The organism is Neobacillus drentensis (assembly GCF_036962125.1).
GTDB classification, from domain to species: domain Bacteria; phylum Bacillota; class Bacilli; order Bacillales; family Cytobacillaceae; genus Neobacillus; species Neobacillus drentensis_B.
In genome coordinates this window covers 30,620-52,270 of the sequence record NZ_JBALOA010000006.1, presented here as the reverse complement: position 1 = coordinate 52,270, position 21,651 = coordinate 30,620, and the positions used below count along the sequence as shown (strand labels likewise).

The 21,651-nt window shown below is 38.9% G+C and carries 13 protein-coding genes and 1 riboswitch; of the genes, 5 read left to right on the top strand and 8 right to left on the bottom strand.

Features of this window, described 5'->3' with window-relative positions; genetic code table 11:
* Positions 1-41: 41 nt before the first annotated feature.
* Positions 42-2,102, bottom strand: a complete 2,061-nt coding sequence (locus V7121_RS07270) for a sensor domain-containing protein (protein ID WP_335546196.1) — start codon at positions 2,100-2,102, stop codon at positions 42-44.
* A gap of 272 nt (positions 2,103-2,374) precedes the next feature.
* On the opposite strand from V7121_RS07270, the gene V7121_RS07265 reads away from it, so the two are divergent.
* Together V7121_RS07265 and V7121_RS07260 are read left to right on the top strand one after the other, a co-directional pair.
* Positions 2,375-2,665 carry a c-type cytochrome gene (locus V7121_RS07265; RefSeq protein WP_335502285.1) on the top strand — a complete coding sequence of 97 codons (291 nt, stop codon included), beginning with the start codon at positions 2,375-2,377 and terminating at the stop codon, positions 2,663-2,665.
* 106 nt (positions 2,666-2,771) lie between these two features.
* Positions 2,772-3,701 (top strand): reverse transcriptase-like protein, encoded by a 930-nt coding sequence (locus V7121_RS07260; protein ID WP_335546194.1) that lies wholly within the window; start codon positions 2,772-2,774, stop codon positions 3,699-3,701.
* 105 nt (positions 3,702-3,806) lie between these two features.
* Here the strand turns inward: V7121_RS07260 and V7121_RS07255 are convergent, their stop codons facing one another.
* The 3 genes from V7121_RS07255 to V7121_RS07245 form a co-directional block, all read right to left on the bottom strand.
* The gene (locus V7121_RS07255; protein WP_335546236.1) at positions 3,807-8,843 is read right to left on the bottom strand and encodes a cadherin domain-containing protein; all 5,037 of its coding nucleotides are present in this window, start codon (positions 8,841-8,843) and stop codon (positions 3,807-3,809) included.
* A 312-nt stretch (positions 8,844-9,155) separates the two neighbouring features.
* The gene (locus V7121_RS07250; RefSeq protein ID WP_335502280.1) at positions 9,156-11,504 is read right to left on the bottom strand and encodes an EAL domain-containing protein; all 2,349 of its coding nucleotides are present in this window, start codon (positions 11,502-11,504) and stop codon (positions 9,156-9,158) included.
* 18 nt (positions 11,505-11,522) lie between these two features.
* Entirely contained in the window at positions 11,523-12,089 is a 567-nt protein-coding gene (locus V7121_RS07245; RefSeq protein ID WP_335502278.1) for a hypothetical protein, read from the bottom strand.
* 280 nt (positions 12,090-12,369) lie between these two features.
* Between V7121_RS07245 and V7121_RS07240 the strand changes: the two genes are divergently transcribed.
* Positions 12,370-14,052 carry an Ig-like domain-containing protein gene (locus tag V7121_RS07240; RefSeq protein ID WP_335502276.1) on the top strand — a complete coding sequence of 561 codons (1,683 nt, stop codon included), beginning with the start codon at positions 12,370-12,372 and terminating at the stop codon, positions 14,050-14,052.
* Between the two features lie 119 nt (positions 14,053-14,171).
* Here V7121_RS07240 and V7121_RS07235 read toward each other — a convergent pair whose 3' ends face one another.
* Positions 14,172-14,945: a hypothetical protein gene (locus V7121_RS07235; RefSeq protein ID WP_335502274.1), complete on the bottom strand. Its 774-nt coding sequence runs from the start codon at positions 14,943-14,945 to the stop codon at positions 14,172-14,174.
* Positions 14,946-15,187: 242 nt separating this feature from the next.
* Between V7121_RS07235 and V7121_RS07230 the strand changes: the two genes are divergently transcribed.
* Positions 15,188-16,006 (top strand): methyl-accepting chemotaxis protein, encoded by an 819-nt coding sequence (locus tag V7121_RS07230; RefSeq protein WP_335502272.1) that lies wholly within the window; start codon positions 15,188-15,190, stop codon positions 16,004-16,006.
* Positions 16,007-16,768: 762 nt separating this feature from the next.
* On the opposite strand, the gene V7121_RS07225 is transcribed toward V7121_RS07230, so the two are convergent.
* The 3 genes from V7121_RS07225 to V7121_RS07215 all read right to left on the bottom strand — a co-directional run bounded on the left by V7121_RS07225 (position 16,769) and on the right by V7121_RS07215 (position 19,158).
* Positions 16,769-17,506: an amino acid ABC transporter ATP-binding protein gene (locus V7121_RS07225; RefSeq protein WP_335502268.1), complete on the bottom strand. Its 738-nt coding sequence runs from the start codon at positions 17,504-17,506 to the stop codon at positions 16,769-16,771.
* Between the two features lie 24 nt (positions 17,507-17,530).
* Positions 17,531-18,265, bottom strand: a complete 735-nt coding sequence (locus V7121_RS07220) for an amino acid ABC transporter permease (RefSeq protein WP_335546192.1) — start codon at positions 18,263-18,265, stop codon at positions 17,531-17,533.
* 68 nt (positions 18,266-18,333) lie between these two features.
* Positions 18,334-19,158 carry a transporter substrate-binding domain-containing protein gene (locus tag V7121_RS07215; protein ID WP_335546190.1) on the bottom strand — a complete coding sequence of 275 codons (825 nt, stop codon included), beginning with the start codon at positions 19,156-19,158 and terminating at the stop codon, positions 18,334-18,336.
* A gap of 112 nt (positions 19,159-19,270) precedes the next feature.
* Positions 19,271-19,452: riboswitch (Lysine riboswitch) on the bottom strand.
* A 444-nt stretch (positions 19,453-19,896) separates the two neighbouring features.
* Between V7121_RS07215 and V7121_RS07210 the strand changes: the two genes are divergently transcribed.
* Complete coding sequence (locus tag V7121_RS07210; RefSeq protein WP_335502262.1) at positions 19,897-21,519, top strand: ABC1 kinase family protein; 1,623 nt, start codon at positions 19,897-19,899, stop codon at positions 21,517-21,519.
* Positions 21,520-21,651: the final 132 nt, after the last annotated feature.

Here is a 21,651-nt window from a genome sequence, read left to right as displayed (position 1 = left end):
GTTGAAGTTTTATACAGATGAATATGGTTTGCTGGCCCCGCCTAGAAAAACGTCTCCACCTTCTCGACCGATGTCGGTCTGCTAAAATAGTAACCTTGGATTTTATGGCAGCCAATGCTGCATAAGTATTGATATTGCTCCATTTCCTCGACACCTTCAGCAACCACATTCATCCCAAGATTTCTGCCCATAGCCACTAATGCCCGGCACACCGACTTTTGATTTTTATTATCCAAGCCCTGAATAAATGATTTGTCAATCTTAATCGTATTAAACGGGTACTGAACTAGATAACTAATCGATGAGTAACCAATCCCGAAATCATCGAGAATGATATCCACGCCATATTCCTGCAGCTCGCGCATCGTCTTCAGTGTTTTTTCGACATGGGTCATCGCTGTTCTTTCGGTAATTTCTATTTTCAATAGCTCCGGTGGCAGGTCATACTTTTGTAATGATTGTTTGATTGAATCAATGAAATCATCTTGATGTATTTGTCTTGCAGGCACATTAATAGAGATATAAAAGGACGACTGACTCCGGTCTAACCAAATCCGGCGCTGGCTACAGACTGATTCTAAGACCCAATTACTTAGTTTAATAATCAAGTCGGATTCTTCGGCAATTTGGATAAATTCAACAGGAGAAATGCTCCCCAGGACAGGATGCTCCCAACGGAGGAGTGCTTCAAGACCGATTGCTTTCTTCGCATACACATCGAAAATCGGTTGATATTCTAAATACAGCTCATTTTTTTCAATCGCACGATGAAGATATTGTTCAAGGAGCATTTTTCGTGACAGGCTCTTGGACATTCCTTGTTGATACTGCTGAATCCCCGCTTTATTCTCCTTCGCTAGGTACATCGCTTGATCGGCCCTCATCATTAGCACCTCACCATCATGCCCATGGTCTGGAAAGAAGCTCGTCCCAATACTGACACTCATTCGATACTCATGATCATGTAGTGTGACCGGTTCCGCCACCACTTGACTGATTCTTGCAGCCATTTCATCAATCACTTGGCCATTCGGCAGACTTTTTAATAAAATGACAAACTCATCTCCGCCTCGACGTGAAACTACATCGTCAGCACGTAAGTGACTTTTTAAGCGGTTAGCCAAGATTTTTATCAAGCGGTCGCCCATTTTGTGCCCAAGTGAATCATTGATATCCTTGAACCGATCAATATCGATAAATAAGATTCCAACAAATTGCTCATTTCTCTTAGCTTCCATGATTGCTTTACGAAGTTGCTTATCAAATTCCCGTCGATTCGGTAATCCGGTTAACGGATCATGATAAGCTAAATATTTCAATTCTGCTTCGGTTTTTTTACGATGATTAATATCCATGACAACTCGATCATATCTGACAGGACCCATTAAATCATCATCAAAGATGGGAACGATATAATCATAAATCCACTTATCGTCTCCTTGATTATTGCGAATTCGGTATTCAAGTCTAACGGACTCCCCCGTCTCTAATACCCCGAGTTGTTCTAAGACGGCGGATTTATCCTTGGGATGGAGGATATCTAACCACAAATAGGGATTCTGAACAAATTCCTCCTCAGTAAAACCCAAAACACGCTGGCAGGCTGAGGAGATTTGCAGCGTCTCCATCGTTTTTGCATCGACGGACCATAAACATATATCGATTTCATTAAAAATCTTATCCCAATTGCTTGGATCATAAAGTTGATGGATACTCGCGGATTTTTCGGTTTGTTCTAAAATAAAACCACATATTCCTTGAACGAGGCCACGAATCTCTAGGGGAATTGAAGTGATAGTAACGGGGATATTCTTCCCACTTTGATGCCTGATTTCAATCTGAACTCGAAGGCTTTCTCCCGTAAGTACGTTTTTAATATGCTCGATCGTTTTATCAATATATTCATCATCCAGTTGAGAGAGAAAACTCCGTTTGAAATCTCTTTCTCTTTGATACCCCGTCAGCGCGGTCGTTGCATCATTGGAAAAGACAAACGTCCCCTCTAAATCAAGTATAAAACAAGGAACAGGCAGAGTTGACAGAACGGATTTAAAGGTTTGAATAAGCATACTTAAATCAGACTTTTTACCTTGATTTCTCATAGAGGGCCCCTCTCAATGCATGGTGCATAAATACTCATTTATTATTATCCATATACTGCCTATCATAAAGGAAATGTCGAATTTTGACTGTTTCAAATGTCACTTAATTCAGACATTATTTTTCGACAAAACGAATTTTGTTTGATAGGTTTTGAAGAGAGCGATGAAGTTTTTATTTTTGTTCATATTTGCTATGAATTTTCATACTCAAACTCTATTAAGATAGAGATATAGAACATTTTTACTATTTTAATGTGTTTGGAGGAAACAACGTGAATCGACTTTGGGCTATTACTGCATTAGTGCTTCTATTATTAACAGGCTGTTCATCAGGGAAAACAAATACGGCGATGGATGGGGAAACAATCTACAAGGAAAGCTGTGCAGCTTGTCACGGAAATCAATTACAAGGCGCAGTCGGCCCGCCTGTAACAAATATGAAAAGTAAGTATTCAGAAGCTGACGTCCTAAAAATCGTCAATGAAGGCACGCAAAAAATGCCTGGCAACCTATTAGATAAAGAAGCTTCTAAAACCGTTATGAAATGGCTGATGGAAAAATAATCGTTCACTGGCAAAAGAGATTAGGAGAACCTCCTAATCTTTTTTCATTACTTGGATAAGTCTTCCTGAAATAGTATAATTTATATACAACATAAACGGAACGCAGGTGAGTTCAATCAGTAAAATACCAAAAGAGAAAGCGCCAATAGTTTTACTTTTACCAAATGAAATTGGAAGTAGACTAAAGGTAAAAAAAGAGAAATTGAACGCCTATCTTGAGGATGGAATGCCTCACTTTCTAATTGGGAATGACTATAGGTTCTTAGAGAGTGAAGTCGTAGAATGGCATAAAACTTACCAACCATCTCAGGAACGCTTAGAGAATGACTTCCGTGATCAAAAAGGACGAACCATCCAAGAATATGTAACACAAGAGACCATCCTAGCCACATTGAGGATCACCAAAGAGAATCTGCAGGCACTTTGTAAGAAAGGGATGCCTTTTGAAAGAGTTGGGGAAAAAGAGTTTTTTCATATTCAGGATATCCTTGAGCATTATCGGAAGGGCGCTGTTGGTAAAACGAAAGAACCGGTGACAAATCAGTCCAAGCAGAAATTATTAAACCCTGTCAATGGAACTATTCCTAAGGATACTTATATGATTGTCGTTGATGGATCATATAATTTTGATAATCATATTGCGGGAACAGGAATAGTAGTATTTAAACATAATCAAACAGTAACCGGTATTTCAAATGTACGGAATCTAAAAACCACCAAATCGATCGTCTCAGAATTTTTGGCATTATTTGATGCTTTACGATGGATGAAAAAGAAGAATATTAATAAAGCGATTATCGTAACAGACCAAGAACCATGGTCAAAAGGAATTTCTATTGGTGAAAATTCTTATCAGGGTTCAGTAAAGCCCTTTATCAAACTGTTTAATCAGTTATTAACTGAACTGAAGGGGAAATTTGAGGTTAAATTTGTTGGGGAAATAAGCGAAGGGAAAAACAATGTCCTTTATAAAAAGGCTCATAAATTAAGTCAGGAATATAAAAAGGGCACATTTAATAATCTAAAGCTTGAATAATTTTGCCTTCACTTATCCAAGCATAGATTATTAAAAAAATGAAAAGGGCTGGATCAAAGTTATTAATTTCCTAACTTTGATTCGGCCCTTTTTATCATCAGTCTGTTAAATATTTTCGTCTCGTTGTCTTAATCGCTGAACTACCAGCATGGTTCCTCCAAGGATTAAAATCAGAATCCCCGCAACCAGCCAGTTATACATGTTCGTGGCTGTCGATGGTAATTCCGAATCGGAGGTTGGCTTTTTCACAGGTGCTCCTGAGTCATTTGATGGTTTTTTTCCGGGTTCCGCTGGGTTGGTTGTTGGTGCTTTTACCGCGAGAACCTTTGGATTAAAAACTGCAAATGTACTAAAATGATGGGTCGATGCTTTAATCTGACCATTTTCGTACGTTCCGCCTACTAGCTCCCATTTTTTCTTCGCTTCGTTCCAATAATACACTTTACCTGCCTGATTTTCACCAGCTGTTGGAAACACTAATTCAATCCCATCGTCAAACTGATGGATGATGTGGTCCCCTTGTAAAATAGTAAAGTCATATACACTACTAATTGCTAAATTGGAAAAAGGAAGCTTTTTCGGATTTTTATCTTGTCGTTCTAAACTAACGATCAGGTCTTTCCCCTTTTCAAAAGTAACCGCTGGGATCTGCAGTTCCACATCATTCTTGACAATCTTAATGCGTGCCTGCTGATTGACGAGTGTTTCTAGTTGTGCGCTTGTCAATTTAATCTGGGTTACATTGTCCAGACTTTTCTTTAGTTCAACCACAAGTGTTCCATGATTATCAAGCAATTCCACTTCTTCATCAGACACCGTTACCGTTTTTCCATGAAGGACTGGACCGGACGTCACAACTAATTTTAAACGCATCACGGTGATTGTGTAAGTCCTTGTTTTCCCATTTTGAGCTGTTACCTCAATGGTAATCTTGTTTTTCCCAAACGCTAACGCAATCTCATCACTAGCTTTTCCACTCAAAACTGATTTCCCGTTAATTTTGACAGTGGCGTTTGAATTTGCAGTGGTTGGTGTTAGTTTGAGACTAGCAATACTTTCCCCTACCGTCATCTTATATTGAGTCGTACCAGGGTTAAATTCAGGGGTTAACTTCCCTTTGCTGCTCGTTAAATCGCTGAGTGTTGCATCACTCGAAAGAAGATGAACAGTAACAGTTGAAGTAGCGGTATGCAATCCATCGCTTACCCGAATCGATAGGGTATGAACTGCTTGGGTTGCCGCATCTAATTGTGAAGCATCCGCAATCGTCAATTCTCCTTTTGTGTCAGTTATGGTAAAAATCCCTTTGTCATTACCAGAGGCAATCGTATACGTGACAGCCTCGCCATCGGCATCACGAGCAGTAACATTTCCGACGACAGTACCGTTCGCAGCCTGCTCATCGATCGTAAACGTTCCATCATCGACAACCGGTGGATTGTCATTTAGATTCGTTAGGTTAATGGTTACATGTGCATCAGCTGTATGGATGCCATCATTGACTTGTACCGTTAGCTGATAATTCTCGTATTCTTCGAAATCTAGTTTGCTGCTGTCTGCTACAGTTATTTTTCCAGTGGCAGCATCAATCGTAAACGCAGTGGCTTCATTTCCCGTTGTAATCTGATAGCTTAGCGAATCACCGTCTGCATCACTTGCTTCAATCACACCGACATCGGAACCAATTCCAGCATTTTCTTCAATCAAAAACTTGCCGTCTTTTACTACTGGTACCATGTCATTTTGATTGGTTAAGGTAATCGTCAGCTGTGCCTCTGCACTTTTCACTCCATCACTTACTTGTACGGTTAGAGCAAAGCTTTTGGTTGTTTCATAGTCTAGCAGTGAACCATCCAAAACGGAAATGTCCCCATTACTAGCATCAATTATGAAAGCGCCGGCTGAATTTCCGCTAATAATCTGGTAGTTTAGCGAATCTCCATCCGCATCGCTTGCCTTAACAGCACCAATAACTGTATGGGCCGCCGTATTCTCAGCAATCGTAAAGGCTCCATCTTCAGCAAGCGGCGAATTATCATTTTGATTCGTTAAGTTAATCGTTACGGTGGTATCAGCCGTATTTTTCCCATCACTTACTTCAACGGTTAAAGTAAAACCCCGGACCGTTTCATAGTCTAGTTTGCTTGCATCAGCCACGCTGATTTCACCGCTTGATGGATCAATCGTAAACGCACCTGCTGAGTTTCCGTCTTTCAGGTTATAGGTAAACGTGCTTCCCGCATCTGCATCAGTTGCGGAAACCGTTCCAACCGACGTCCCATTTGCACTATTTTCAGCAATGCTTTTTGTAAAAGGCACGGGAACTGGACGATTATCATTTTGATCATTCACATGAATCGTAATTGTCGCTAAATCTGTTTCAGTCAAACTTGTCGCAAACAAGGATGTATAGACCGAATAAGCTGAAAGCGATCGAGTTGATAAAATTGTATCACTAGCTAGGACGGTTAATGTATAGCTTGATTTCGTCTCAAAATCGAGTTGGCCGCCATCGAGGACGAGAATTTCCCCGCTAGTCGGATTGATCGTAAAGGCGCCTGTTTCATTTCCTAGAACAATCGAATATTGGATGAAGTCCCCATCGGCATCACTGCCAGTAACCGTTCCAACGATGGAGCCATTCACGGCATTTTCATCAACAACAAAACTTGCATCATGGGCCACCGGTCGATTGTCATTCAAATTGCTTAAGTCAATCGACACGGTGGTGTCGGCCGAATTTGTTCCATCACTTACTTGTACCGTTAAGGTAAAAGTCCGGACCGTCTCATAGTCTAGTTTGCTTCCGTCCGCGACCGTTATTTTTCCAGTATTAGCGTCAATCGCAAACGCACCATACGTGTTACCGGCGGTAATCTTGTACGTAAAGGTATTGACTGTATCCACATCGGCTGCCGTTACGGTTCCAACCAAGGTTCCAGTTGCTGTATTTTCCTGAATGGTTACCGTAAATCCTTTGGGAACAGGAAGATTATCATTACGGTCATTCACATTGATGGTTACAATGGCAGTTGTTTGGTCGATTCCATCACTTACTTGGATCGCTAATGAATAGGATTTCGTTGTTTCATAATCTAGTAAACTACCATCCGCCACCTTTATTTCTCCGGTCGCGGAATTTAAGTCAAAAATATTGCTAGAATTCCCTGATAAAATGCGATAGGTCAGTGGTTGTTCCTCTGAATCATTTGCTGCTAAGTTCCCTACCATGGTTCCCCTTTCTGCATTTTCATCAACAGCAAGGGTCGTGTCCTTTGCCGTTGGAGGATGATTTCGAGCCACTGTGACGGTATAGGTCCTTGTCGTTCCGTCTTGGGCAGTAACAACCACAGAAATCGGATTGTCTCCTGGTTTTAAACTAATCGGATTCGTTTCCATTCCACTTGGAACAACCTGACCATCCACCGTTACTGTTGCATTGGCATCTGCGACTGTTGGTTTCACACGAATCTGATCCGTACTAGCAGGTACACTCACTTGATATTGCTGTTTCGTCGGATCAAAGGAAGGGTTCAATGATCCTGTGCTAACGGTTAAATGACTTAAGTTAGCATTATTTGATGGGGCTGCTCTTGTCACCGTTACAGTATAAACTTTGGTTGCACCATTTTCAGCTGTGACAACCACAGGAATTGAATTGCTTCCCACATTTAATGGAATCGAAGTAGAACTTCCACTATTCACCGCTATTCCCTTGACAGTAACCGTTGCCTTTGCATCCGCGACAGTTGCGGTAACAGAGACCGATTGAACGGCATTTCCAACAGACGAGGTGTAGTTGGTGATGGCCGGACTAAATCCAGGCTGCAATCCCTCAGGACTCACCGTTAACTGATTCAAATCAGCATTACTAGACTTAAAATTCAAACCAAAGTCTGCACCTGTCCCACGTAGATAGGATATCTTTCGTAACCCGTTATCTAACAGGACGACGGTCACATTTCCATGATCATCGATAGAATAGGTCATTTCACCTGGAGTCTGATTGGTTAAGCTGGGGATAACGTCCGTTGTTCCCTTTGTCCATGCTCCGCCATCCTTTTCCATCGCAAAAAAGCCTAATGAGGATGCAGGGGAATCTTTCGAAACGGAATACATTAATAAAATACTTTTCGAACCAACTTGGGATACTTGGATCGGGTAAGTGATTTTACTTTGATCAGAATTAACTACTTCTTTTTGCCATGAGCCCGATTGATTGCTTTGAACATGGCTGATAAACGTTTCATTCGCTAGATTGCTAGAGTATCGATTGCCTTGATAGAAAGCAAAGGTTATTTTTCCAGCCGAATCTACCACAAACGGGGTATAGATATATCCCTTTTGATCTGCAACTGCGTCAACGATCTTATCTGCCGAAGAAAACTCTGCTTCATTCACTTGTTTGTGAGTATAATAATAATTTCCATAGTAACTATTCTGATTATCTTCCTTGACATAGGTAATATGAATCTTATTGTTTGAATCGATTTCAATTTGCGGGTCTTTTACTTCATCCTTCGAATTTGCCCCGCTGGCGAGGGTCTTAACTACCCACGATCCTGATTGATTTGTAGCATACCGAATTTCATATTTTCGCGGATCGTTCGCATCATTATAAACATAAACGACATGGGCCTTGCCATCGGTATCGATGGCAATACTTGGATCGAACATGTTTTTCCAGCCCCATGTGTCCGAGGCAGCATCAATGGTTTGGAAAGTCCAACTGCCATTTTGATAGACTCCGTATTTTACACCCCGCTGGCTCGTAAGGCCTGTTCCCTTTTCAAATAAAAAAGCCATATGGACCCGTTCGTTTGCATCTACGGCTAAGTCCGATTCGCCATTAAAATAGTTATCACCAGTGACACTTTTCTTAATGGAGGTAACCTCTTCCCACGTATTCTGGCTCCATTTTTTCACAACGATTTCTGCATTAGTTTTCACATGAGAGAGAAAGAGCTGTCCACTTGGACTTGTAAATAAATGATTATACGCCCACGTATTTTGAGTAAATTCATGGATTAGTTGTTCAGACATTGGGTTGCTCGCTGCCGAAGAATGCTGAATCGTACCTAATGGCCCAATCAGCGTCAGTTGTAAAACCAACATAAAGGCAACAAGTGTTTTGAAATTCATTTTTTTCAAGTGATGATTCCTTCCTTTCTTTTTTAATTAAGATCAACTTACGTCTATTATCGACAACATCCTTCTATCCGTTGTCTGCATTACCCCTACTTTTCTACTAGATCACAAACCTTTTTCCGACAAAAAAACATTTTTTTCCACCTTAATTATTTACTATATAGACCTTTTTTACAACGTTTTTTTCTGAATTTTATAAAAAATATTATTTTTTGACAACTTATGTAGGAATATCACCACAGTTGTAAGCAAAAAAAAGAGACTAAGTGCATTCGCACCTTGTCCCACATTTCTATTTTAACGCTTTTAACAATGAACCACTCTGAGATTCGGTTCCTGTTGGTATTTTAAGATCATCTGCTCACATTCCTCGACACCTAATGGGCGGCTAAAGAGGTAGCCTTGAAATTCATCACAGCGAATGTCATCTAAAAACGCCTTTTGAGTCTCCTCTTCCACCCCTTCGGCAAGAACCTTGAAATTCAAACCTTTCGCCATCATAACAATCAACCGAACGATGGCTGCATCCTTGTCACCTTTCTCTAAAGAAGAAATAAACGAACGGTCGATCTTTAGGCGGTCGATGGGAAATTGGCTAAGATAATGTAGCGAGGAATAGCCAGTCCCAAAGTCATCCATCGCAATTTGAAAGCCCATTTGTTTTAAGAAAGTTAATTTAGCGAGGGTTTTCTCTATCGGTCCCATCGCAATACTTTCGGTAATTTCTAATTCGATTTGATTAGGGTTAGCCCCCGTTTCTTTAATGATTCTTGCAACTGACTCGATAAAATCACTGTGTTGAAATTGTAAGGAAGAAATATTCACAGCAATTCTTAAATCAGTGAAACCCTTTTTCCTCCATGCAACGGACTGCTTACACGCTTCGTGGAAAACCTTTTCTCCAAGTGGTATAATTAACCCTGTTTCTTCACATAAAGGAATAAACTCCGCTGGCGGCACCATTCCGTAGCCGGGTCGGTCCCACCGAATTAAAGCTTCAACCCCAACAATTTTATTCGTAGCGATTGAGATTTGCGGCTGGTAATACAGTAAGAATTCATTCCGTTCCAGTCCCTTTCTGAGCGAACTTTCTAACTCCATCATCGGTTCCATACTCATTGAACAGCTATAAATCATAAAATGATTCTTACCTTTTTCTTTTACTTTGTACATAGCTGTATCTGCTTTCATCAATAACGCTTCAAAATCACTTCCATGATCAGGAATTAGCGATACACCAATGCTCGGCGTAATATGAAGTTCAAAACCTTCTATTATATAAGTCTCTCTTAAGGTAGTTAAAATCCGTAATGCCTTTCTTTCAATCGCTTGAATGGACGTATTCTCAATTAGTAAAGCATATTCATCCCCGCCAAAGCGACAAACCACTTCATTGGGCTTTAAACAAGCAACCAGTCGTTTCCCAACTTCCTTAAGCAAGAGATCGCCATAGGAATGTCCCAAACTATCATTAATATGTTTAAAACGATCCAAATCAAGTAGCATAAAGGCAATTTTACGATGTCCTGTTTTATTATCAATGGCAAGAGAAAGTCTCTTTTCCATAAATCTTCGATTAGGCAAGCCTGTGACGACATCATGGTAGGCAAGATGTTCCATCGAATTGACCGTCTCTACTAATTTATCCGTTCTCTCTTTAACCTTCACTTCAAGATCTTCATTTAGATTATTTAAATCATTTACTAATTTGTCATTCTCTAATAACGTAAATAATTGTCTTAGGATAACTAATAGGATACAGAAGAACAGTCCCACTACAATAGGGTGGGTTTTATACAGCGAAGCAATCACATAAACCGAAAGAAACAGGACACTTAAATAAGGAATGCTATGTCTAAAAATCATCCCCCTTTTAGGGCGCTTGACCCGTGTCTCTTTTGCAATAGAGGGCACATGATAAATGCCGGATAATCCAATTAAAAAAATGGAAAGAATCCATAAAGGTTCATTGACACTGCCAACTGAATAGATATCCATTACCTTTAAATAAGAATAGATAGAGTCCGCAATAATTTGAATTAAAAATCCAGAAATCAGTAGAAAGGAAGTCGGTTTGTTAAAGATTGAATTGGATGCTGCAAAAAAGCTCAATACGCCGACAAGGACACCTAAATCTAAAATGGGATACATTAAATCAGTATATTTAAAAACAATATGATTAATCAAAGGATTTACAATGAAAATCCAATTAAAGCTCATTGCCACAGACATAACAATTAACATATCTAAAAAGAACCGAATCGTTAAGAGATGACTTCTAATTGCATTCATTAGTACAAGCAATGCGATAATGTAAAAGCCATTTTGGCTGATCCAAAATATCCCCGGGAGATCGCTTGCTCCGCCATTATGCTTTAGTACAAACTCATGAAAGGTCCAGATTAAGGTCCCAATTAAATAGCTAAGGATCCCCAAACCCAGGATTAACCAAAAACTTTTAGCCATTCCTTTATGCTTGAAAAAAGTGTTAATGAGCCAAGCAATTGAAGTGAGACAGGCAATGATTTGAAATGTAACACCGCCCCAATCTAAAAAAGTTTGATTATGCTGAAAGATCATATTCCAGAGAACGTTCGTAACAATAAAAACAGAGATAAAGGAATAAGCAAACTTTTTAGTTTTTAAACTAAACATGTCGTTCTCCAATCTAAATTACGTAAAAATAAGTTTTCTTTTTGGAACAGGTTGGTCATGTAATACCCAACTATAGTGGCTCTTATTTTGATAGATTTCTTGAGGATAAATAATCGCTGGGATTACATAATCTCCCTTATAATATATTTTATCCCCGACGGCTTGCAATGGTATTTTATAGACATTTCTTAATGCTTTGTAGAACATTCTTTCAAGCAGGACCACACAGTGACTAATCTGATGTTTCTCGGAATAATGAACAAACACGGATAACAACCGGTCCAAATTTTTGCCTCGATATTGTTTTAAGATTGCTACCTTATCAATTTCAATAACTGATTGAGGATTTTTTGCAATGTCTTCAATCTCATAAAAAGGGAAGACGCTATTAATATTATTATCCAGGCCGAGACTATACGGCTTAAATTCGATTGTTCCTACGCGCTGATCTTTAGTGTCCGTGATAATATAACGATCCGATGTACCATTTTCATTTTCCAAAACATATCCTTTTTCCAGCCAACATTCCATCCATATCTGGTTAAAACTATTAAGCAATGCTAAAGAATCTACTTTAAGATACATGGTTCCTCCTAATATTAGACAATTTTCGACAACCATCAACTAATCTAGTATAACTGCTGATGGAATAAAACGGCTATATGTATAACAAATTATCTTATTTTCTTCACATAATATTGTCGAAAAAATTACAGGAATTTCGCTACTTTATTCCTATTCTCTACCAACTTTTTAAGGATATTTACCCAATAAGACAAAATTCCCCAATTTAACTTATTTTTCTTTCATCCTTTCATTCTTTAAAGTATAATAATAAAAGACTAAAAACTTGGAGGAATTAATTTTGAAGACACCGTTTCGTAAACGTACCATCAATTTAATCTTGGCTAGTACCATAGCCCTAACACCCTTTGCAGCTAACCTAGCGTTTGCGCCTAATGCGGTACATGCGTCAGGAATTGAGGATATCACTGCAGTAGCACAGAGCAAAATCTATAAAAATCTTACTGCTTCCGATGTTGCTGATATTAAAGTTGCCTATAATAATATCTCGAAAGCAAACTTCTCTACTATTCTTGGAAATAATATCATCAATAAAATCGATACAAAAATGGGATCTGGAACAGCTATTATTCTTGCAAAAGATATTGCAAAACTTCTCTATCAAACTAATTCTTCTGATTTCAGCAAACAATTAGAAGCATTCAAAAGTGCTCATTCCCAAATTTTTACTGGAAAATTATCAGCGAATGATGTCATTTCCATCTTAAATGCATTTGAAGATAACCTAAAAGTTGAAATTATTAAATCTTATTATGATGAAGAGTATACAAGCTTTGATCAACTTGTAACAGCAGCAATTGATGATACTCAAAAGGAGTTCAGCAATTTTGATGGACTTTATCAGGGATTAGGAATCACAGTACCTGAACTCCTTACAATGAAAACAAATTTAGAAAAAGCTGTTGATCCGACGAAAATGGCATCTGCCGCTCTTTCCTCAGGTTTGATTCGAAGCGAAGGCGGATATGTATATGGTGCTAGCACATATACTATAGGAAATACTGCACCTACATATAGCTTGAAAGTACCTTTTATGGGTGAGACCTTAGATCTAAAAAACGATGTAGTTTGGAAAACAAATAACTCTACCATCGCTACTTTTACTGGCAATAAACTAATTGCTAAAAAAGCTGGGAAAGTAAAAGTAGTTGCGTATTATTTAAACCAACCAATTATCACAAAAGAAATTACGATTAATCCGGACAAAACTGCTCCTGCGGTACCAACTGTTTATACTGTGGACGATAATGATACAGTCATCAAAGGACAAGCGGAAGCTGGCTCAACAATTACAGTCAAAAACAGCAGCACAACCGTTGCTATCGGTAAAACGGCTACCAACCGTACGTTCAGTATTTCCATGAAGGCACAAAAAGCTGGTTCCACACTTTATGTAACTGCGAAAGATGCATCTGGTAATGTAAGTAAAGTAAGATCAATCAAAGTGCTTGATCGGACGGCTCCAGCAACTCCAACTGTTTATTCAGTGGATAATAATGATAAAACAATTAAAGGTAAAGCAGAAGCTTATTCCTACATTACAATCAAAAATGGAAAAACAACAATTGCAACAGGAAAAACTTCTTCCAAAGGTACGTTCAGCTTCACAATTAAGACTGCTCAAAAAGCTGGTTCAACCCTTTATGTAACAGCTAAGGATGCGGCCGGTAACGTAAGTAAAGCAAAATCAACCAAAGTACTTGATAGAATTGCTCCAGCTAAACCAAGAGTATACTATGTTCATTCAAATGATAAAGTAGTCAAAGGTACAGCAGAAGCTGGCTCAACAATTATAATCAAAAAAGGCTCTAAAGTAATAGGAACTGGTAAAACCTCTTCTAATGGAAACTATAGTGTAAAAATTAAGGCCCAAAAGAAAGGTACAGTAATTTCCATAACAGCAAAAGATAAATCTAATAACAGCAGTAGCCCAAGAGTAATCTCAGTAATCGGAAAAAGATAATCTCCTACAAAAAAGCACAAACAGAGAATAATCCTGTTTGTGTTTTTTTCAGTAGAAAAATTAAAACCTCCTTAAAGACAGGAGGTCCTAAGTAACACTATTATAATAGAAAGAATCCGTTATCTTTTACTCGCTTCAACCAACGCGAAAACCTTCAAGGCATTATATTCTTCGGCTGAAAGTCTCCCTAACACAGCACTTTTAATTTCTGCCTTCTCCTCTGGTGTAACCCCGCCTTCTGCCTTTTTCGCAAACGCACTGAGCTCGCTCATTGAAAACTTTGATAATAGAAATTTCATCGCCTCTGAACGGGAGTTAAAATGTAATCCAGGCTGAGGTTTTTCTTGTTCAACTGAAGGTTTTTGCTCTTCAGTCTTGCCCTTATCAGGAGTAACAGCAGCTACGTTTTTATCCTTATCTTTTCCCGAATCCGCAATCGTTGTGGCAGGCTGCTTTTCATTGTTTGTATTTTCTGTGGTTGTCGCTGAGACTGGAATAGCCTGTCCATTATTCACCGTATCTTTGATCGCCGGATCAGAGGAAATACTATTTAGCAACTCACTTTTTTTGTCTGATCCCATCTCTTTCTCAATAATTTGCTGAACACTTGGGTCTTTTAAAAGTTTATTGTAATCTTCCTTCGTTATTTGACTCGCAAGCTCGTCCACCATTTTATCAGAAACCAGGTTCATACCAATCCTGTAGCCCACACCCCCAAGGACAAGCAGGATGATCACCGGAATCCCCCAAACAATTCGTTTCAACTTCCAAAAAGGTCTAACCGTTTTACGGTGATGTTCACCTATCTTTTTATAGTAAATTCCTTTTTCATCTTGAAAATAGCGAACTTTAAAAAGAAGGAATGGTGTCTTTATTTCTTTCATGACTGGCATTTCTAAATCCCCTTAAATGTTTTATAATGTAATACTTTTATTACCTAACATGTGACACTTCATACGGTAAGACCATTACATATTACCCAAATTCATCATTCTATTGTATCATTACCTAGCATACATAAAAATATATTCTTCACAGATTATAATGAAAATTTATTTCTTTAATAGCGCTTACCTTACGAAAAAAATGGTATATTTATTATACTTACATTATAGTTCTTTACGGAGGAATTACTTTGGATCGGTTAGGACAATTGCTAAACAACTTGGAATTAATACAATCAACACATGCAGAAGACGCATGTATCGTTTTGGCAAATACAGAAAAGGTTATTGGTTATATCTCAGGTAAAACTATTGATTTAAAAATTCCTATCGGTGCTTCTGTTGATAATTTCAAAGGAACTGTCACATACAATGCATTGATAACTCGGAAGCCGCAAAAGGAAGAAAGAGGTCCAGAATCTTTTGGGATCGCGTACATTTCTACTGCAACGCCAATTATGGAGAATGACGAAGTGATAGGAGTTATTTCTACAATTGTTTCTAATAATAAAGTTGATGTGTTGCGCCAAAGTGCTCACAAACTAACTGGAGTAAGTGAAGAACTTGCTACAGCCTCGGAAGACGTCACAAAAGTAACCGAACGTATCGCTTTAGAACTTAAAGATCTTAATGAAGAAACTACTTTACTTAGAAATGAAATTAAAAACATCGAAGAAATCCTTGGATTATTAAAAAAAACGTCGGTTAGATCCCGTATTCTTGGCTTAAATGCCTCGATCGAGGCTGTACGTTCTGGAGAACATGGAAAAGGATTTGCTGTTGTGGCAAGAGAAATTGAAAAAATGGCTGAAAATAACAGGGAAACTGTAGAAGGTGTGGAACCACAGTTAAAGGGTATGATCGCTAACCTAGAAAAAATCATCACTAAGATTCAGCATATTGCTTTCGATTCCCTGGAACAGTCAGTTAAGATGGAAGAATTTAATCAATCATTCGAACAGATTATAAACACGGCTGCAGAATTAAGCCAACAATCTCATCTTGTATAAACACAAAGATTTAATAGTATTTAAATGAAATATTCATAGTTTATTCATGTTTAAGCAGTAAGATAAATACATGAAAAGGACAACCATCATCTCTCTCTTTTTCATGACCCCCTTTGATATATTTTGTAGATCCGGCATCGGGCCGGATTTTTTTTGTATTGGTTTATTTTTTAAATTTTCTAAATATATTTATTTTTATATTGTTATTATAACAATATAATTTGTCGAAATATGTTGTTTGTTTATTTACAAGCCATTTGAAGTATCGCGTGCTATCCACTTGGTATACCAATATTATTTACCTTTTTTCTAATATTTTTACTTTTAAAATCTATATTCACATGAAAAATCGACTGTGTTACGATCAGTTATGGAATTGGAATTGTATTATCATTGGAAACGATAGACTAGAAGTTTACTTCATCATGCCTTCCAATCCATTATTAAAAATATTAATTTTACGAGGTGGATGATGAAAACGTACGAATCTGTTCAAAGTGAAAATATGGAATTATTATTGGAAATCGTTACTTTAAAAACAAAACTAAGCGATATATATAAGCAAATAGGTCCTAGCAGCTCAGAGTATATTACGCTTTCCATAAAACTACAATCACTTATGCATCAATATTTTGATGAAAAAACCGCAGATCTGTTAAATTAGCAGCGGCACGTTATTTATAGCATTCCTTACATGACACCCCCCCTTACCTGCTTGGATAAGGGGGGTTATTTTTGCTTGGAGCATAAACTTCGATACCATTAGTCTTTTAACGTCCGTTTTAAAAATTCTCTCGTCCGTTCTTGTGTCGGATGACTGAAGATTTGTTCAGGGCTTCCTTCCTCGGCAATCACACCCTTATCCATAAAGACGACTCTGTCAGAAACTTCCCTTGCGAAATCCATTTCATGCGTAACAATCAACATCGTCAGACCCGTTCCGGCCAGTTCCTTCATGACTTTTAACACTTCGCCGACCATTTCAGGATCGAGAGCAGATGTTGGCTCATCGAATAACATCACATCCGGTTCCATCGAAAGCGCTCGTGCAATCGCGACCCGTTGTTTTTGACCGCCTGAAAGCTGCTTGGGCTTCGCATTAATATAGCGATCCATGCCGACAACCTTCAAGTATTTCATTGCCACCTTCTCCGCTTCCTCCTTGGAGCGCTTCAAGACCTTAACTTGTCCAACCACACAATTCTTAAGGACATTGTGATTATTAAACAAATTAAAATGTTGAAAAACCATTCCTAGATGCCTGCGGTAGGAGAAAATATCATGCTTGTCATCTAAAATATTCTCTCCATGATATATAATTTGACCGCCGCTTGGTTTTTCTAAGAGATTGATACAGCGGAGCAGCGTTGATTTACCGGATCCTGACGAACCAATGATACTGACGACTTCCCCTTTTTTAACGGTAAACTCAATGTCCTTTAAGACCTCATGATTTCCAAACGTTTTACTTAAATTTTGAATTTCAATGACATTTCCCATGGGCTCTCCTCCTTCTTTAAAAGATTATTTGCTTGTCTGGCTTTCCTCACCGAGCATTGTGTAATTATCTGGACCTTCTAATTTCCGCTCCACATAAAGAAGAATTCTTGTAACGATAAAGGTCATTACAAAATACATCACACAAGCAACAAAAAACGATTCGAAGTATCTAAAATTGTTTCCAGCCACTGATTTCGTTAAGAAATAAAGCTCTGACACGGAAATAACATTCAGCACCGACGTATCTTTAATATTAATGACAAATTGATTCCCTGTTGCCGGTAAGATGTTGCGTATCACTTGGGGCAAAACAACATTCATCATCGTTTGCATATGGTTCATCCCGACCGCTTGCGCTGCCTCAAATTGCCCTTGGTCCACTGAAACAATCCCGCCGCGGACGATTTCTGCCATATAGGCTCCTGTATTAATTGAAACGATAATAATCGCTGCCAAAACAACATTCATATCAATATTAAATGCTAATGCAGAACCATAATAAATAACCATCGCTTGTACAATCATCGGTGTTCCGCGGAAAAACTCAATATAAATGGAAAGAATAATATTAACTATTTTTAGAAGAACTTTTTTCGCACCTCTGCCAGGTACAGGAATTGTCCGAACCACTCCCGCCAGCAAACCAATGACTGCCCCTAAGATCGTACCAATCAGGGAAATATACAGTGTAGCCCACGCACCGCGCAGAAACATGGGCCAATTTTCTGATACGATTTTGATAATCCAATCGATACTCATCTTTCTCCCCCTTAATTCCATCATCATAAAACCGACTGCATCACGATACAGCCGGTTTTATGAATTCATTATTCTGCTGCAGGCTGATTCTTTATTGCCTCATCCATAATTTGCGTCCGTGCTTCCTCTGAGATGCCTTTTAACACTTCATTGATCTTGTCGATATTTTTATCACCTTTTTTAAGGCCAACAGCAATCGCCGTATCATCTTCAGATGTTTTAAATCCATCCTTAAACTCAACCATCGCAAACTGATCATTTGCACCAGAAGCACTCACTGCTTCTGGACGTTCGGAGACGTATCCATCAATAATTCCGGATTCAAGCGCCACTCGCATCGCCGGGAAGTTATCCATCGCTGTTGCTTTTTTCACCCCATTGATTTGGTCAATGACGGAATAGTGGAAGGTATTCAATTGTGCAGTAATCTTTGCTCCAGTGAAATCTTGGATTGAAGTCGCCCCTTCATATTTACCGCCTTTTTTTACCACCATAACAAGATTGGACTTGTAGTAGTTTTCTGAGAAATCGATTGTCTTCTTCCGCTCAGCTGTTGGTGACATCCCTGCGATAATCGCGTCAATTTTTCCAGAGGTTAGCGCTGGAACAAGACCATCCCATTCTGTTTTGACAATCACTAGTTTTTTACCAAGTCCGTCGGCAATTTTTTTGGCAACTTCCACATCATAACCCCCAGCGAATTCCTTCGTGCCCTGAATTTTTACACCGCCATTAGAGTTGTCTTTTTGCGTCCAGTTAAATGGTGCATAACCTGCTTCTAAACCAACTTTAAATGTATCTTCACCCGCTGTTGTCTTTCCACTTGATCCACATCCAGCTAGTAGAATCATGGCTGAAAGCAATGATACAAAAAATAATAATGCTTTTTTCATAATGTTATTCTCCTCCTATTAATTCAGGCAGTTTATTACAACAAAAAACGACCTGAGATAAACTCAGGTCGCAATATGTATGCATAGTTGCCCTTAAGTCCTCTCTTTTCCCAGGTGAGATAGCACAACTCAATAAACTAGGGGGTTTATTGAGACAGTCCTGCAGCTCTTAACTACAGACCCAGCAAGTAATCGTGAGCAGATTACTAACTTCGGCGATATTTCCTTCTCCCTAGCATCAAAGCTCCTCAAGCTCCACTAAAGACTGTTAAATACCGCGCCTCTACCTCACTTAAAAAGTGAGGTGAATATGAAATTATTATTAAAAGAATACTATATTCAGTTAATTATGTCAATATAGTATATTATGATAATTGAGATTTTAGTTCAGGGCGATAGAAGTGGTTATTTTAGTGGCGGCCCCTATTTGTTACCGTTCATTCCACTTTTCAGCCTGGATGGGCACGATTAACATCTATTCCTTACCATTTATCATCATTTTAACCTCGGATGGGCATGATTAGATGCTATTCGTTACCGTTCACTCCACTCTTCAGCCTGGATGGGCACGATTAATAAATTCCCCTCCTAAAATTAGTTTTATAATGATTAAAAAATGTTAAAATATAGTAAAATAAATTTACATCACATCTAATGAGGGACCACTCTAGACAGAAACTTTCTATCTATCAAAATCGTAGTAAGTAGTAAAAACTAGAATGGAATGTGGGGACTCGGATGAAGACAAAGAATAAGCTAGTGCGGATGGCGAAGGTCCTCTCGCTGACTTTTAGCATCTTCCTAAGAATTTATTGGTATAAACTCCGCCGGAAACCGAAAGTGGAGTGGGAAAAACTTTGGGGAGAAATCGGCGTCCAGTTTCGCCAGACCCTGTATGATTTAGAAGGCTTGCTAATTAAACTTGGACAAATCCTCAGCACACGTGCGGATTTGCTGCCTCCTGCCTTTATCCAGCAAATCGAAGATATGACTGATAAAGTTCCCCCTTCAGACTGGTCCGAGATTGAGGAAATCTTAGAAAAGGAATGGGGCAGCCTGTACCAGCAACACTTCCAGTCGATTGAAAAAACAGCCATCGCCTCCGCATCGATTGGAGAAGTATATAAAGGAGTGCTTCAAGATGGTACCGAAGTGGCCATTAAGGTTAAGCGCCCCCATATTGATACGATTGTCGAAACCGATTTTCGAATTTTAAGTATTGTCATGTGGCTAGTTGACCGCGTAGTTCCGCTCCCAAAAGGATTTATGAACTTTAAAGTTCTCTTTAAAGAAGTAAAACAAGTCATTATGCGTGAACTGAACTATGATCAGGAACGGAATACAATGGTTAAATTTAAAGAACGCTTGAAAGGGATGGATATCGTTCAAATTCCAGCGGTCTACGCCGAACTTAGTACCGCAAATGTCCTAGTTATGGAGTGGCTCGAAGGTTTACGGCTGACCAATCACGAGGCGATCGACCAATTACCCGTGAGCCGGCAAGAACTTTCCCGTCGACTGTTGAAGGTCTTCCTTCCCCAATGGATGGAGCCTGGTATATTCCATGCCGACCCGCATCCAGGCAACGTTCTCGTCTCAAAGGAAGGAAAAATTATTTTACTAGATTTTGGAATGGTCGGCGAACTTTCCAAAAAGGATGCTGGTTATTTTCAAGGATTAATTGAAAGCATTCTTGCTAAAAATTTTCCGAAGGCCGTCGATTGCTTATTCAATTTAGGCGTGTTGCTTCCAGAGGCCGAATCTAAGAAGATTGAACGGATTTTGGCAGAATTCATCACCTTTCAACCCGCTCAATTAAAAGAAATGGATCTGCTCGCCTTAAAATTAGAAATCAACGACATGATTCAAGCTTTGCCCATTCAAATTCCGACCCGGTTTGTCTTTTTAGGCCGATCCGTTGTCACCATTGAAGGGATCATTCGCAATCTGGCACCTGAGGCGGAGCTCTTAGAGCTAGGGAAACCGGTGTTTATGGAGTGGCTAAACAGGCAAGGCAATAATAAATGGGTGTTCGTCTGGCAATGGCTCCAATCACAGCCCTTCTTTAAAATCTTTCATTCTGTGACAGAATTCCTGAATGCCCCGCAGAAATGGGAGCAGTTAAAGGAAACTGAACAGCGCAGACACTTTCAATTTACCATCTATGAAAATACAAAAAGGCAATTATTCCAGTTAACCCTATTCGGACTGATAGGAATTGCGGCGGGGCTCTATACTGCACACAATCTAATCTGGGAACTGTCAGCTGGAATAGCCGCGTTCTCGCTTACAGGGTATATTATTTGTTGTTATAAATTGAAAAAATGGATGAAATATATGCAGGATAAACGGAGAATTTAATCGGATGCAGTTGTGGAATAATCATTTTTAGGGTTTTGTTTATTTTTCTATGGGTTTTGTACAAAAATCAAAGGGCCTTAAGATAAGAATTTTGGGTTATGTACAAAATTCATGAGGTTTAGTGCAAAAATC